General features: G+C 34.2%; 4 protein-coding genes. 1 reads left to right on the plus strand and 3 read right to left on the minus strand.

Annotated features, from left to right (window positions below):
* Window positions 1-405 precede the first annotated feature (405 nt).
* Complete coding sequence (locus tag DCS95_RS17550; RefSeq protein WP_116772098.1) at window positions 406-1,197, plus strand: glycosyltransferase family 32 protein; 792 nt, start codon at window positions 406-408, stop codon at window positions 1,195-1,197.
* Window positions 1,198-1,320: 123 nt separating this feature from the next.
* On the opposite strand, the gene DCS95_RS17555 is transcribed toward DCS95_RS17550, so the two are convergent.
* The 3 genes from DCS95_RS17555 to DCS95_RS17565 are packed head-to-tail and all read right to left on the minus strand — an operon-like array spanning window position 1,321 to window position 16,049.
* Complete coding sequence (locus DCS95_RS17555) at window positions 1,321-2,064, minus strand: 4'-phosphopantetheinyl transferase family protein (protein WP_116772099.1); 744 nt, start codon at window positions 2,062-2,064, stop codon at window positions 1,321-1,323.
* Window positions 2,057-9,340 carry a non-ribosomal peptide synthetase gene (locus tag DCS95_RS17560; protein ID WP_116772100.1) on the minus strand — a complete coding sequence of 2,428 codons (7,284 nt, stop codon included), beginning with the start codon at window positions 9,338-9,340 and terminating at the stop codon, window positions 2,057-2,059. Before DCS95_RS17560 ends, DCS95_RS17555 begins: the two co-directional genes overlap by 8 nt.
* Before the next feature lie 49 nt (window positions 9,341-9,389).
* Window positions 9,390-16,049: a polyketide synthase gene (locus DCS95_RS17565; protein WP_116772101.1), complete on the minus strand. Its 6,660-nt coding sequence runs from the start codon at window positions 16,047-16,049 to the stop codon at window positions 9,390-9,392.
* Between the last annotated feature and the right edge of the window lie 253 nt (window positions 16,050-16,302).

Here is a 16,302-nt window from a genome sequence, read left to right on the forward strand (position 1 = left end):
TTGATTGGATTATGCGTTTTTATTCCTTCTTAAATACTTTTGTGAATTCAGTCATTTATTTCCTCTAATAAAGTTGATGTTAATAGCAAAATAATTTATTTGGCTAACTTTTTAAGTTATTAATTGTATGCTATTTAGCTTTTATTTTTATTATAATTTCTATGTATTATTGAATAATATATCAACCGATTTTTTGAGACCAATTACAGGTAATTTTTTAGCTATTCTACTTTTAAGGAGATTCTTAATTATATCGGGTTAATTAAAAAAGATGATCTTCGATATTATTAAAATAGAGTAATTAAATTATCTATATTAAATATAATTTTATCGATTAAATTGAAAAGTTAAATTGTTTTATGTTAAGTTCGTAATTAGTAATTTTTTAAGTAATAGCAATGTTTTATGATACCTAAAATTATTCATTATTGTTGGTTTAGTAACGGTAAAGGTCTACCAAAAGAATTAAAAAGAAATATTGCTTCGTGGAAAACTATGCTTCCTGATTATGAATTTATGCTTTGGGATAATAGTAGTTTTAATTTAGAAGAATGGCCTTTTGCAAAGGAGGCTTTTGAAAAGAAAAAATATGCTTTTACTTCAGATGTCGCTAGGTTGTATGCCATGTATACTTATGGGGGTATTTATTTAGATACAGATGTTCAGATTCTTAAAAAATTCGATGATTTATTACATTTACCATATTTTGCAGGTTTAGAACATACTGGAATTATGGAATCGGCAATTATTGGGGTTGAGAAAAATTCAGGTTGGATTGCAACTTGTTTAAAATATTATGACAACAAATCTTTTATAAAAGAAGATGGCAGTTATGACCTTAAAATTTTACCCACAATTCTAAAGTTACAATTGAATACGGTAAGAGAGATAGTGTTAATGAGTTCTTCACAAGTAAATGAAGTGGAGAATTTAATTAAGGATGAGAGTAAGTTTTTCTTATTTCCATTTGACTACTTTAGTCCAAAAGATGTGGAATCCGGTCAAATTCATAAGACTGAGAATACCTACACCATTCATCATTTTAGTGGCTCTTGGTTGCCCGCTTTTTCTATAGTTCGTAGAAAAGTAAAATTGATGCTTGGCGTAAACACCATCAATAACTTACTTAAAATTAAAGTTGTAAGTAGTTTTTTAGGATATTTAAAAAAAATAGAAGCTAAATTGGATAATAAGTAATAGGCAATTTAGAATATAATTTATATGTTCTATTTCTATTTCTATTTCTATTTCTATTTTAAAGTTTGTGATATAAACTAATGAAGTTAAACGGTTATTGGAACTTTATTTGAAATATTAATTTCAGACTGAAGGAAGTGGTAAGAAAAATAATTGTTGAATAGCCTCTTCTGTAAATTTCATTGCAATAGAGCCAATATGATGATCATCTACCTCAAAACTATACACTGATAGAGCAGTACCATTTTTTATTAAGTTAGCATTTATTAAATGCTTGCCGTCCCTAACAGGAATATTTATAAGATTATCATCAATACCTCTCCCAGTGGCTTTTACAATAGACTCTTTACGAGTCCAATAAGTAAAAAATAAGCGTATTTTATCGTTTGAACTATCTAATATATTTAGATCATTAGTTTTAAAAAGAAGGGATGCAGTCTCTAAATGGTTCATTTTTCTATCTATATATTCAACGTCAATACCAACAGGATATTGGGAAATAGCTATTAAACCATATTCTAAGGTATGGGAAACATTAAAAAATACTTTTGGATGTGATGGTAAAAACGGCTTTTTGTTTTCATCCGTGGCTATAACTATTTTATTTGAATCTAAATCTAAATGATCTGATAATAACAACTTTAGGAATGCTCTACAGATTATAAACCTGTCTCTATCTTGTTGAAAATGATAACGTTCGCTTCTTTTAAGCTCAGCAATAGTAAGGTGTTTTTTTAAAATTGAAATATTAGTATAGTTAGATGGCAGGTGTATTTTATAAATTTTCACGGCAGAATGCTCGTGAATATATGATTTGGTATGTACACACGTAATTTTTACAGATCCACAAAATAGTTTGCTATTCACCTTCTAAGTTATGATTATCTAATACGTATTGCAATTTTGCGGCAAATACTTCAACATTACCTTTGTCAAACATATCAATGTGATTGCCTGGAACCATATGTCTTCTTATTCCTTTTGTGGCGATTTTCTTCCATCCTAAATATTTTCTATCATGTACTAAGTTAATTTCTTCCTCTGCCTTAAATAAATCAATAACAATATCTTGAGGTTGAATATGATAATTTCCCGTAGCCTTTAAATGGTTTTGTTCCATTTTTATATTTCTATGAAACTGCATTTCATGTTGCTTTTCTTTGCCATATTTTAAACGTAAAAATATACCCTTAATACGAAGCTTGAATAAGCCAGTTCTACGCTTAAAATTCTTTTTACTAGTAAACATATTCAGTAATACAAAGCCTACTTTCGTAAGGTCGTAACCTATACCTACAATTTTCTTTTTTAGGGGATTTTTAAAATAATAATCAGGAAAAACATAGGTATCAAACTCCGCAACAACCTTCACTTTTTTATTTTGTGCTCTGAGTTGCCTGGCCATTTCAAAAGCAATAGTACCACCTAGGGAAAATCCTGCTAAACAGAACGGACCATCTGGATTGGTAATTAGAATTTCTTTTATATAATCTCTTGCCATATCGTGCATAGATTCATGCGGTTCAGAAATACCATCCAAACCTCTGGCCTGTAATCCATAAACAGGCTGTTCTTTATCCATGTTTTTGGCTAGTTCATTAAATATAAGTACATTATGATGTGCTCCATGAACAATGTACAATGGAGGTTTATTTCCATTTGGTTGTAGTGGTACTAATGAGTTCCAGGTCACAAACTCATTATCCATATAAGTAGCTAGCTTTCTAATTGTTGGATGTTTTAGTAAAGCAACAAGGGGTAACCTATAACCTGTCTCATCTTCTAAGAGTTTCATTACCCTAACAGCAATAACGGAATGTCCGCCAAGTTCAAAAAAATCGCTATTGATGTCTATTTTCTCTAATCCCAGACATTTTTGCCAAATGGCAACTATAACTTTCTCAGATGGTGTAGTAGGTGTAGTAAATGGTTTAGATGCGGTTTCCCTGGGTAAAAGTTTTAGTAAGCTTTTTCGATCTATTTTACCATTAAGGGTAATGGGGAAATCTTTAACGATATGAAATAAATGGGGTACCATATGTGGTGGAAGTTGCTCTCGTAGCGTTTCTTTCCATTCATTAATTTTGTTGTTATGATCAATTAGCGGAGCTGGTACCATTAGGTAGGCGATCAGTCGATCTTCATGTAGTAAAACCACGGAAGATTGAACACCGTCTAAAGCATCTAATGATTCTTCTATTTCACCTAGTTCTACCCGTTGTCCTCTTATTTTTATCTGGTGATCTATACGACCAAGACATTGTACTTCACCAGATGGCAGTAATTTAGCCAAATCTCCTGTACGGTATAGCACAGGACCTATTTCCGTTTCAAAAGGGTTTTTTATGAATTTTTCATTCGTGAGTTCTTGTCGTTTCCAATATCCTTGGGCAACGCCATCTCCTGCAATACATAATTCTCCTATTCTCCCAGGTGCTACCAATAGCTCCTGCTGGTTCATTATGTACAATTGTGTGTTGGCTATGGGCTTTCCAATAGTTACCACATCATCTGTGTTATTGATCTTTTTTATGGAAGACCAAATGGTTGTTTCTGTAGGTCCATAAAGATTCCATAACTCATTGACCTTACTCAAAATGTTTTTTGCTAAAGCCATAGGTAAAGCTTCACCTGTACAAAAAGCTTTTAGCGGTAAATGATTTTTCCAACCTACGTCTATTAACATTTGCCAAGTTGCAGGTGTTGCCTCCATCAAGGTGATTTCTTCAGTTTCTAGTACTTCTAGTAATAATCTGGGGTCCTTAGATGTTTCTTCGTCTGTTAAAATCAATTGTGCTCCTTTGAGTAAGGAAGCATAAAGTTCAAAACCGGCAATATCAAAAGATATAGAGGTTATTGAAATTACTTTATCCGTATTTTGAACACCAGGTTTTTCTAAAATACTGTATAATAGATTTACCAAATTTTTATGTGTAACTGTAACCCCTTTTGGTTTACCTGTTGAACCAGAGGTGTATAAAATATACGCTATTTGGTTAATACTAATTTTAGTATTTACTGGTGTACACGAATATGTTGACAAATCTGAAAAAATAGAGGAGACCAATAAACGTGTTATGTTAGCATTTATAGGTAAAGAAGAGGTATCTGTTGTAATCAAGTATTTAGATCCAGAATCTTCTAACATAAACTCCAGTCTTTTACTAGGATAGTTAGGGTCTAATGGAAGATACGCTGCTCCACTTTCCATTATGGCAAGTAGAATTGTAATCAATTCAATAGAGCGTGGTAAAGATACCGCTACAAAATCTCCAGGTTGTACACCTTGTTGTTTTAAAAAATGAGCTATTTGGTGAATTTGTTTTTCAAGATCCCCGTACGAAATGTCAGATTCTCCAAATTTAATCGCTTTTTTTGAAGGGACTATTTTACATTGTTGTGCAATTAACTCATGTAACGGTAATTGCGGATAAATTGCAGCGGTATCGTTTAGTTCTAAATAAGCAGCAGTATCTATTTGTATAATACTCCCTATTTCTAAATTTGGATTAGCAATTATAGCATTTAAAACTTCTTTAAAAGAAGTCATCATCCGTTCTATAGTTTCTGGTTTAAAGAGTGTTGTATTGTACCTCCAACGAAAACATGGCCTTTCGTTAGACATAAAAACCTGTAATTCAATTTCAAAGGTCCTATACGTATTTTCATTATAAATTATATCCGTTTTTAAATCGTAAAATGAATGTTTACTTTCCAAATCATCATCTAACTGAATATTTATAATTACAGGAACCAAAGGAACCCTTGTGGCATCTCTTGGTACAGAGAGTTTTCTTAGAAGATGACCAAAACTAATTGATTGGTTTTCGTATGCATCAAATAACTGCGTATTTCGCTGTTTTAAATACGTTTTGAAATTTATTTTTGGGTCAAGTTTACTACGAAGCGGTAATAAATTGACAGAATGACCAATCATTTGCATCATATCGTAATTGGCCCGCCTAGAACTTGTAAGACCTAAAACCAAATCATTTTGACCTGTTTGTTGGTATAAAAAGACTTCAAATGCGGCTATTAATGTAGTAACTACACTAGTGAACATACTAGAGTCACTACTATTGCCAATTAGTTTTAATGCATTTAAAATGCTATTATCTAATTGAAAATCTAAATGGTGATTGTTATAGGTTCGTAATTCTGGTCTTGGAAAATCTATGGGTAATTCAAGTTTTGGAATAGAATCCTTATACATATTTAACCAAAAATTTACCGAACGATTATAAGCGTCGCTTTCTGCATATTCATTTTCTTTAGTAGCGAATACACTGAAAGCGTCGGGTTCGTTTAAATTTAATTCTTTACCTTGAGCAAAAGCAGTATAGAGCTCACTTAGTTCTTCTAGTATAATGTTAATACTTAAACCATCGCAAACAGCATGATTTACTAAAAGTATCAATTCATGTTCATGTTCATTTATTTTAATTAAACTAAATTTTAATAAAGGACCATTGACCAAATCGAAAAGATAATTAACATCCTTGTTAATTAAAGATAACCTAGTCTTTTGCTGCTCGGTTTCTGACTGATCTGTAATGTCATAAAATAAAATATCTACATGTATATCTGTATAAATATGCATCAAATTAAGGTCTTCACTAAATGATGATCTTAATGATTCGTGGCGTTCGATTAAAGATACTATGGCCTGCTCTACAGCATCATACTTCAATGTGCCAACAAATTTAAAAGAGAGCGAAATATTATACGCTTTTTTTGCATCATCACCTCCAAAAAAACTGTCGGTCAATATTTCAGATTGTGCTTTTGTGGTTTGGATTTCTAATTTTGTGGTCTTATTTAGATTATCAGTAGTGCGTGGCTCTTGATCGTTAAAATTTCGTATGGCCGCTGTAACAGTTGATTTTTCTAGTTTAGAAATGGTTTCATTTTCATGATCTACCTTTGTATCATCACCTAGAAATTCAGCAAGCTGAGCAATTGTAGGATGTTGAAATATTTTAATTAATGGTATTTCTTTGTTTATTTTTTTTCTCAATAAACCTATTACTCTTTGAGCCATTAATGAGGATCCCCCCATTTCAAAAAAATTATCGTTAATAGCAATATCAGGTACTTGAAGCATTTCACTCCAAACATTGGCTATATTTTTTTCAAGTGTTGTTTGTGGGGTTTTAAAGGCTGTACTAGCATCTGAACGCACATATTCTGGACGCGGTAGGTTTGTTTTGTCTATTTTTCCATTAGTGGTTAAAGAAAATTGCTCTACCCACATCATGGTTGAGGGAATTTGAAACTCTGGCATTATTTTCTTAAGCTGATTTCTTACCGTATTTGAGTCAAATTTATCTTTGGTTGGTAGTAAATAAGCAACTAAACTTATATCACCGGCAAGGTGTTTACTGGTCACTACCACGGATTGTTTTATGCCTGGTAAAGAATTTAATACACTTTCAATTTCGCTTAGTTCAATTCGATATCCTCTGACCTTTACTTGGTCGTCAACGCGCCCAATAAAGGCAATTTCTCCATTTGGGAGCCATTTTGCACGATCTCCTGAACGATACATACGCTCAACTTTGTTGAACACATCGGTAACAAATCGTTCTTTTGTTAATTCTGGACGATTTAAATACCCTCTAGCAAGACCTTTCCCGGCAATATAGAGTTCACCAATATCGCCTATGGGCAATTCCTCTAGGTTTTCATCCAATATATACATTTGAGTATTGGATATCGGTAAACCTATAGAGATACTTTCATTTGAGTCTGAGGAATATGAAGTATGAATTTCTTTAATACAACAACCCACTGTAGCTTCTGTAGGGCCATATTCATTGACAATTAAAGCATCTATACCCAAGGTTTTAAAATTATTGATATGATGATCGTAAAGAGCTTCACCTCCTATAATATATTTAGTAGCTATATTCTTATCGGAAATATTCTTTAATACAGCAGTAAATATGGAGATATGTGAAGGTGTCAACTTAATAAAATCATAGGGAGCATATTTAAAAAGATTACTATCTTCAAAAACATCTAATCCATTACCAGTAGTGATAACCAAACGTTTACCGCTTATTAACGGTAGAAAAATTTCTGTTATGCTAGCATCAAACGATAAGGATAGATGTGCAAAACACCCAGATGTATTTGAGTTTTTATCAATATAATTTAAGCTGCTTATTAAATAGTTGAACAAACTTCTATGTTCATTCATTACACCTTTGGGATTACCTGTGGTGCCAGAGGTATATATCACATAACATAGACTCTGTGGAAGAATCTTAATAGAAGGGTTTAAATTAGGCGTAATATGATCTATTACTTTTATAAAATTGGTTAAAAAATCAGCGTTAATTGTAATTTTACATTGACTATCACTGATGATATAATTTTTCCTTTTTTCAGGATAATTGGGGGCTATAGGTACGTATGCCGCTCCAGATTTTAATATACCTAAAACACATACAATTACCCATTCGCTTTGCTCTAGCATAATGCCAACGATATCATTGACCATGACATTATGGGTGTTGACAATGTAATTTGAAAACTGGTTAGATAACGTATCTAATTCTTGGTATGTAATTTTTTTAGATCCAAATACTATTGCCGTATCGTTAGGTGATTGTTTTACCTGTGCTAAGAATGCCTCTACAACGGTTTCATTTTCTGTTGAATCAGTAAAACTTGTACTTGTCGAAGCGTTCGTTTTTTCAACCGTTTCCTTTGCAGAAGATAGGTCTATACCGTTCTGCTGTATAAAATTTGTTTTATCAAGGTTTAAAATAGCGCCAATCTCCTTAGCTGGGTTTTCTATTATACTATGAAGTATCTCTTTAAACAAGAGCATCATTTGCTCTATTGTTTTAGGTTTAAAAAGAGAAGCATTATAAGACCATTCTAAGATGAGTTCTTCTTCTGTTCCGGTAGCATTTAAAAAAAGTTCAAATGTTTCAAAGGCTCTTGGGTTGCTTTTTAGCCTATACGTTAATCCCTCAAAGATTACATCATTGGCCATACCCATATCAATATTGAAAGTAACGGGTACCAGTGGTACTCGTGAGAGATCTCGTTGAACATTTAGTTTTTCAAGTAATTGACCAAAGCTAAATTGTTGATGTTCATACGCATCAAATATTTCATCTTTTCTTTGCTTTAAATACGTGTTAAACGGAGTTTCTGGTGTTATTTTACTACGTAATGGAAGTAAGCTAACACAATGGCCTACCAACTGATTTTTGCCACTTAAAGATTGCCCGGCGGCAGATAAACCTATAACCAAATCGTTTTGACCTGTCTGATAATACAGAAAAACCTCAAAGGCGGTCATAAGTGTAGCCACAAAACTTGCTCTAGATTGTATTCCAACTTTTTTTAAATCATTGACTAAGTCATAATTTATTGGAAAATCTAAACGATTACTTTTGAAAGTTCTGATCTTTGGTCGTGGAAAATCAGTAGGTAAAGTAACTTTTGGAACTGAACTTTTATAGTGGTCTAGCCAATATTTTTGGGTCGTTATAAAATCTTCACTATCAATAAATTCTTGTTGCTGATCGGCATACGAACTAAAATCATTTGCTGTTGGGAGCGTATGGGGGGTGTTGGTAATGGTCGCAGAATAAAAACCTCCAATATCTTGAAGAATAATACCCATAGACCAGCCATCACAAATAATATGATGTGCGGTAATGATAAGCTGATGTTCTAATTCAGATAACTTTAGTATACCAACTTTAATTAAGGGACCTTCTGCTAGGTTAAATATGTGATTTGCATCTGCCGATAAATAATTAGAAACCTTATTTTTCTTTGTTATAGTTGAAAAGCTAGAAAAATCTTCATAAACCGGTACTATTTGAATCTTATTGAAGATAATCATAAACAGACCATCCGTACTAAAAGTTGATCGAAGTGCTTCGTGCCTTTTAATTAAGTGTTGAATAGCTTGTTCTAAGGCATTTTTATTTAATATACCTTTTAAAATAAGCGAAACAGATTCGTTATACCCTCTATTTGCATCTGCTCCGCCTAAAGTACAACCAATCCATATTTCTGCCTGCGAAGCGGTAGTATGTATGACTTTTTCAATAGTTGGTCCTGAAAATGGATTATAAGTCACTGCTCGGTTTTGTTTAGTTATGCTCTTGATCATTTCATTAATCTTATAAGATTTTCCTTAAAAATGGATGCTGTAATATATTTTACAAATCAATTTGAACATATTGCCCGATCTTATCTTTATCTTCAATAAACCAAGCAGGATTGCCTGATTCATCCATACCTAACCGAGCACCTGGCACTGGTGGTTGATTCAATTCTTTTGTAAGCGATTTTTGATTTTTTTCATTAGAACGATGGCTTGGTTCAGATTTTAAAAATCCTGCGGATATAAGTTCATTGATACATTCTTTACTGGTTTTTATTAAATGCAGCAAATCTTCTTCTTTGTACGCTTCAGTCATATAACATGGAAAACCATCCCAAATGTGGATGCCTTTTTCACGCATCAATACAAAGAACAATTCCGCATATGGTATTTCTTCTTCTAATTTTAATTTCCATAAAGAACGATAGAACATTATTTTCATGGGAAGATTTTTCAATTCAAAATATGAATTGATTTCATGGGCAAAATGTTCGGTCTTTCTTGCCAATTCATCTTGTAGGGCTTCCCCTTTTTCTTTCATATGTAATAATGAAGCTTTGCATGTAGCTAAAGCAAGTGGATGGCGTACAAATGTGCCTGCAAAATAGGTGACTCCTGCTTCTGGGAATGAGTCATCACCATACTGCCAATGGCCTCCATCAAGCGCATCCATACATCTTTTGTTTCCTATTATTGCCCCAATAGAAATACCTCCCCCAATTACTTTTCCGTATGTGCCTATATCTGCCTTAATTCCAAAAAGTGACTGAGCACCACCAGGATGCGTTCTAAAACCTGTAATAATTTCATCGAAAATTAAAACGGACTCAGATGCCGTAGTAATTTTTCTTACTTCTTTCAAGAACTCTATAGGTCTAAAGTCTGGTCTACGGCTTTGTACCGGCTCCACCAGAACTGCAGCAATCTCATGTGCACGTTCTTTAATAATGGCCAAACTTTCATCTGTTCCATAATCCAATATCAACATATTTTGTACTGCTTCTGGTAAAATACCAGATGCGGCAGGAAAAGATTTTAATTTTTTAGAACCTCTAACAATAACTTCATCATTAATACCATGGTAAGAGGTGGTAAATGCGACTATTAATGAACGCCCTGTCACGGTTCTCGCAATTCGCATAGCCCCTAATACGGCTTCAGAACCCGTGTTACAAAGAGCGGCACGATCTTGCCCGGTAAATTCACAAAGCAATTCACAAACTTCCCCGGCTAAAGGATGTTGAGGTCCAACTTCAAACCCTAGTTCAACTTGCTTATGGATTGCTTCTTTTATAAAATTGGGTTGATGACCAAAAAGGCATGCACCAAAACTATTTAATACATCAAGGTATTCGTTGCCATCAATATCCCAAAGACGGCTGCCAAGAGACTTATTTACAACAATAGGGTAGACCAATTCTTTGGTGAGTGGTTTAAAACCCGAAACCACTCTAGGATCAGACATGTGGTGGCGATGCTTTTGGGAATAGGCTTTGCTGCTCTCCGTTTTTTTGTTATAGCTGATAATTAAGTTTTCCAAAAAATCTTTTTGGGAACTACTAAGGTTGTCTGATTGTTTTTCTATTCTGGGTGTAGCTCCAAATGGTTTTTGGTGTTCTTTTTTTTCATCATCAGATAGCGTATCATCAGCGGTAGAGCGCGGGGTGGGGGATGTGGGGGGAGTATTTTTTTCTGTAGCGGTATTTGCTTGATCTGCTGTAACTTGGTTACCAGCATTGCCACTAGTCTGAATTAACTGTATTTGTTGACCTAAAAGTTGTATTTGCTGCGCAATAAGACCTAATGCAGTATTTTGATTTGGTGCTGCTATCGTATTCAAATTCTGAGGAGCAGCATTAAACGATGTTGTGTGGTTGGCGGTAGCTTGTACATGCTCAGTTGTTGGTTCTGCTAGTGGTGCTGGTGCCAGAAGCTCTTTAGGTAAAGTTTTATCTAAATGTTCAGCTAACAAATCTGGTGATTCAAGATCATCATTTAATTGTCTGAAAGTAATAGGGGTATTAAATTCGTTTTTTAAATTTATAGCCATTTGGGTTAAGACGAGAGAGTCTAGTCCAAGTTCTAAAAAGCTTAATTTAAATTCACTAGGTTCAATTTCAATTCCAGAATTATTTTCTACGATTTCTGATATTTTCTTTAGAATTACGGGCTTTCTCATAAACGTATGTTTGGTATTGTGATTGGTTTCTTGAGGTTGACGGTCTGTGTTTATTTGTTGTTTGGTTTGTATAGTTTTAATTTCTCGTTCTACGGTAACAGGTGCTATCCAACAGGGTTTACGATCAAATACATAAGCTGGCAACGCTACTTTTTTACTAATTTGATTGCCATAAAACGATGCCCAATCAGGAGTAATGCCAGTGAGCCATAAGTCACCTAGGGCAGCTAATACAGCGTGGTGGGCGTTTTTATTTTCTTTGGGTAAGGGTAAACTTGCTATGGCTGCCAATGGTTTTAAACCTTTTTTTTGCATAGATAAAGTAGAAAGGGCACGTCCAGGCCCTACCTCTAATAACACCGTATCTTCTAACCTTAGAACAGTTTCCATAGCACCTGAAAAATTCACGGCTGCTCTCAAGTGATTTGTCCAATAGGTAAAACTCGTAGCTTCTTCATCAGTCAGCCATGTACCGGTTACTGTTGAAACAATTGGTATACGCGGAAGACTAAGACTTACTTTTTTTACTTCAGCTTCGAATACATCTAGTACAGGATCCATCATTGTTGAATGAAAGGCGTGACTAGTTAATAACAATTTATTGGCAATATTTTTGTTATGTAATACCGTTGAGAAATTCTCAATAGCATTGTCTGGACCTGATATTACAATTAAACGATCAGAATTTATAGCTGCAATAGATAGTTCATTGGGTATTAAATTTTTGATATCATCAATAGTTGAACGGACAGAAAGCATACTGCCACCTGGTAGTTCACTTACTAACTTACCGCGCATGGTAATAAGCTGTAGAGCATCTTCTAAACTCAAGATTCCAGCTAAATGCGCAGCTACGAATTCTCCAATACTATGGCCACAAAGTAAAGTGGGTTTTATGCCCCAACTCATCCATAATTGTGCAAGGGCATACTCCACAACAAATAATGCTGGTTGGGTATACTTGGTATCCTTTAATTTTTTTTCTGCTTGGGCAGAATTGTCCTTTGGGTATATGATATCTTTAATATCTAATTTCAGATTGTTTTTTAAAATTTTGGCACACCGATCTACCGCTTTTTTAAAAACTACTTCTTCTTTATAGAGCGATTTCCCCATTTGAAGATATTGTGAACCTTGTCCTGGAAATAGAAAAGCCAATTCACTGGGATCTATCTTTAGTTCATTTGTCTTTACCTGTTTGTGATTGTCAGATAATAAGATTTCTTTTGCCTCAACCAGGGTATTGGCAATAGCAAAACTTCTGTATGCAAATTCCGCTCTTGTTCTATTTAATGAATGTGCAATATCTGAAAGCTTCATGTTTGAAAGTGGATCTACATATTCACCAAGAGCTTTTTGATAGCCAATTGCACTATGCTCTGATTTTGCAGACCACATAAGCAACTGTAAGGGTCTTATTGCATTGGATTTTATTTTTTCATTTTCATATTCTTCGACGATAATATGTACGTTGGTACCGCCAACTCCAAAAGAACTGACTCCGGCTTTTCTTAAGCTTTTAGAATTCCATGGACTTAATTTGTTGTTGACATAAAAGGGGCTGTTTTCAAAATCAATGGAGGGGTTTGGTTTTTCAAAACCTAATGATGCTGGAATTTGTTGGTTTTTCAAAGCTAAAATGGTCTTTATAACACCCGATACTCCCGCTGCACCTGTAAGATGTCCCATATTACTTTTTATTGAGCCAATAGCACAAAATCCTTGCTTTTCTTGTTCGCCAAAGGCCATTTTTAGCCCTTCGATTTCAATAGGGTCTCCTACAGGTGTTGCAGTGCCATGTGTTTCTACATAACTTATTTCTGATGGGTTCACTTTAGCATCAGAAAGCGCTAATGAAATAGCATCGGCTTGACCTTCAGTACTTGGTGCGGTAAAACTTCCTTTGTTACCACCGTCATTATTTATACCAACACCGCTAATTAAAGCATGGATTGTATCGCCATCATGCTCAGCATCTTCTAATCGTTTAAGTAATAAAACCCCCGCACCATCACTAAATATGGTCCCTTTAGCGTTTTCGTCAAAAGGTCTGCAATGCCCGTCAGGACTCATTATTGATCCTTCTTGATATAAATGCCCGGCATGAATTGGAGCAGTTATACTTGAGCCTCCAGCCAAAGCAACATCACATTGGCCACTTCTAATGGCTTCTACTGCTTGGGCAATTGCTAGCGAAGAGGTAGAACAAGCAGAATGAACACTTACAGCAGGTCCTTTTAGATTTAGTTGATATGCAATTCTTGAAGCGATATAATCTTTCTCGTTGAAAGTATCTGTAAGAAAGCTGCCTATTCTATCCATTACTTTTTTGTTCGGAAGAATATTGTTTTTATAATAGGTATTCATACCTGTGCCTGCATAGACACCTATTTTTCCATCATAATGAGAAGGTAAATGCCCTGTTTGTTCTAGAACTTCCCAAGCGATTTCTAAAAATATTCGTTGCTGTGGATCCATAGCTTCAGCGCTCTTTGGATTCAATCCAAAAAAAGAAGCATCAAATTCTTTTGATTTGGGTATTATGCCGCGGGCAGGAACATATAGTGGGTCGTTAATAAGGCTGTTGGGTATACTTGCATCCAATTCTTCTTTGTTGAAGAATGTAATAGTTTCTTTTCCATCTCTCAACACGTCCCATAGTTCTTGAATTGAGTTTGCACCAGGAAAACGCCCGGCCATTCCAATAACGGCAACCGCGGTTGAAGATAAGTTTCTTTTTTTCTTCGAGACCAGTTTGTTTTTTGTATTTTCTTTAGGGTTTAAAAATGTTGACAGCTCTAATATGGTAGGGTACTGATACAATTTTATGATAGGAATATCGTAATTATAATGTTGTCTTAATGTCAGTACGGTTTTTTGGGCTAGGAGAGAAGTGCCTCCCATTTCAAAAAAGTTATCTAATATTCCGATTTTAGAAATACGTAAAATATTAGACCAAACTTGTACTATGTTTTTTTGTACATCAGTAGCTGGTTTTTTATATACAGGTGCCGTGGTGGGTCTCTTGTATTGAGGAAGTGGTAATTCTTTTTTGTTTACTTTTCCGCTAGAAGTCTTTGGAAATTCATCTACCCATATAAAATAGGAGGGTAACATATACTCAGGTAAGGCGTCACTAACTTGCTCTCTAAAATTAGGGCTGTCTTGAGCGGTGTCATTAGATTTTAGATAAGCAATAAGTTGTGCTTGCTCAGAGAAATGTGTACTAGCAACCACTACTGCCTGGGTTATACTTGGTAATTTATTAAGTGCAAGTTCCACCTCGCCAAGTTCTATTCTGTGGCCGCTAATCTTTACTTGCTCATCTTCACGACCAAGAAACTCAATATTACCATCAGGTAAATAGCGTGCGATATCACCAGTTCTATATATTTTAATTTCGGTAGAGTCAGAAATTTTTAGATTTGAAAATTTTTCTTTCGTAAGCTCGGGTTTACCTAAATATCCTTCTGCTAGGCAAATACCGGTTATACAGAGTTCTCCTGTTACACCATTTTGAACTTTCTGTTGGTATTTATCTAAAATGTAAATAGTTGTATTTTCTATTGGCTTGCCAATATTTGGAAGAGCTGGCCAATGTTCGGGGTCTCCTTCTAATTTTAATTCAGTGACTACATGACATTCTGTAGGGCCATATTGATTGTATAAAGTACAATCGTTTAGTGCTTTAAAAAACGTTCTTATTTGTGAAGTAATTTTTAATTGCTCACCAGCGGTCATAATCTCATTTAAACTAGAAGGAAAAACCTTAATGCTAACAGCTGCTTCAGCAAGAGCCTGTAATGCTACGAACGGAAGAAAAAGTCGGTTTATAGATTGCTCTTCTATTAGCTTTATTAGTGCAACCATGTCTAACCGTAGTTCTTCATTAATGAGTACAAGCGTACCGCCATTGCTAAGCGTTGCCATAATCTCTTGAAAAGAAACATCAAAACTTAAAGGAGCGAACTGTAACGTTCGTGAGCCATTTTTGTTAATTGAATTTTTATTCTGCCAGCTAATTAGATTTAACAAGGCATTTTCTCCCATACAAACTCCTTTGGGTTCACCAGTTGAACCAGAAGTATATAATATATAGGTATCTAAATTATTGGCAGTAGAAGTGGTGTTCTTTTTAGGCGTAATTTTTTTGCTAGAACTAAATAGAATAGGAGTAAGACCGTTTGCCTTGGCAACCGTTTTATCGGTATCAGTAGTTAGGCAGTAAGTAAGTTTTGAATTGGTGATTATACTATCTAGTCGTTTTTTAGGATACTTAAAATCAATTGGTAAGTATGCTTTACCTGACTTTAATATTGCAAGTACAAAAATGATCTGTTCAACACCTCTAGTGGTAGATACGCCAATATATTTTTCATCTTTAGCAATCTGTTCAATAAAATGGCATACATCTGCAATTTTTTGTTCAGCCTCTTTATAAGTAAGTATAAGATCATTATTAATTAAGCAGCTATTATCTGGATATAATCTGGCAGCTTCTTCAAATAGAAGATAAAGTTGATTTGTGTTGCTCATATTCCTGCAATTTTACAATTAATAACATTTTTAAATTTGCGAATCATCACTGATTTAAAAACGTGTTCAAGTAATCTTTAGTGTAGTTAAAGATTGTATTAATCAGATAATCTATGTTTTACGATTAAATTCTGATTAATTTTTTTAAATGCTCTGGGGGAATTTTAGAGAAAAAAAAGAACTTACTGATATAAAAAAAGTACATATATAAGTACTTGCTTTATAAATATGTTACTGAACTAAATTTATTAAA

Source organism: Maribacter litoralis (assembly GCF_003075045.1).
Taxonomy (GTDB): domain Bacteria; phylum Bacteroidota; class Bacteroidia; order Flavobacteriales; family Flavobacteriaceae; genus Maribacter; species Maribacter litoralis.

Coding starts and splice junctions, on each gene's coding strand:
- DCS95_RS17550 (WP_116772098.1), top strand. CDS start 406: ATGATACCTAAAATTATTCATTATTGTTGGTTTAGTAACGGTAAAGGT.
- DCS95_RS17560 (WP_116772100.1), bottom strand. CDS start 9,340: ATGATCAAGAGCATAACTAAACAAAACCGAGCAGTGACTTATAATCCA.
- DCS95_RS17565 (WP_116772101.1), bottom strand. CDS start 16,049: ATGAGCAACACAAATCAACTTTATCTTCTATTTGAAGAAGCTGCCAGA.